Source organism: Streptomyces africanus (assembly GCF_002150735.1).
GTDB classification, from domain to species: domain Bacteria; phylum Actinomycetota; class Actinomycetes; order Streptomycetales; family Streptomycetaceae; genus Streptomyces; species Streptomyces africanus.
In genome coordinates, this window is the sequence record NZ_MUKA01000570.1 from 1 (window position 1) to 802 (window position 802).

1 protein-coding gene and 1 pseudogene are annotated in these 802 nt (G+C 74.8%); both read left to right on the plus strand.

Annotated features, from left to right (window positions below; all coding sequences use genetic code 11):
• Positions 1-365 (plus strand): annotated as a pseudogene (locus CCL05_RS42180) (metallophosphoesterase); the annotation flags it as partial.
• Positions 362-802: 4'-phosphopantetheinyl transferase family protein (locus tag CCL05_RS42185; protein ID WP_086565811.1), on the plus strand; the 441-nt coding region annotated here is incomplete at its 3' end. The pseudogene CCL05_RS42180 and the gene CCL05_RS42185, both read left to right, overlap by 4 nt.

Sequence of the window (802 nt, forward strand, 5' to 3'; positions counted from 1 at the left end):
CCTGGTGCCGGGCCCGGGTCGCCGAGACCGAACGCAGACTCGCCGAACTGCCCGACGGCCTGCCCGTGATCCCGGTCAACCACTACCCGCTGCACCGTCATCCGATGGACGTCCTGTGGCACCCCGAGTTCGCCATGTGGTGCGGCACCGGCCTGACCGCGGACTGGCACCGCAGATTCCCCGTCCGCGCGATGGTCTACGGCCATCTGCACATCCCCCGCACCACCTGGCACGAGGGCGTGCGCTTCGAGGAGGTGTCGGTGGGCTACCCCCGGGAGTGGCGCAAGCGAGCCGGTGAGCCGGGGCGGCTGCGGCGCATCCTGCCGGAACCGGAACCGGAACCGGGAGAGGGCGAGGAGCGGTGATCGGGGAACTGCTGCCACAGACCGTCGTCACCGTGGAGGCGTACGGCGACGAGGGCGCGGACACCCCGCTGTTCCCCGAGGAGGCGGCGCTCCTGACGCGGGCGGTCGCCAAGCGGCGCCGGGAGTTCACGGTCGTCCGCTCCTGCGCCCGCCGGGCCATGGAGAAGCTCGGCGTGCCGCCGCAGCCGGTCCTGCCCGGGGAACGCGGCGCCCCGCGCTGGCCGGCCGGGCTGGCCGGCAGCATGACCCACTGCGACGGCTACTGCGCCGCCGCCCTGGTCCGCGCCACCGACCTGGCCTCCCTCGGTATCGACGCCGAGGTCCACGGGCCGCTGCCCGAGGGGGTCCTGCCCGCCGTGTCCCTCCCGGCCGAGGCCGAGCGCCTGCGGCGGCTGGCAGCACAGCGCCCCGACGTCCACTGGGACCGGCTGCTGTTC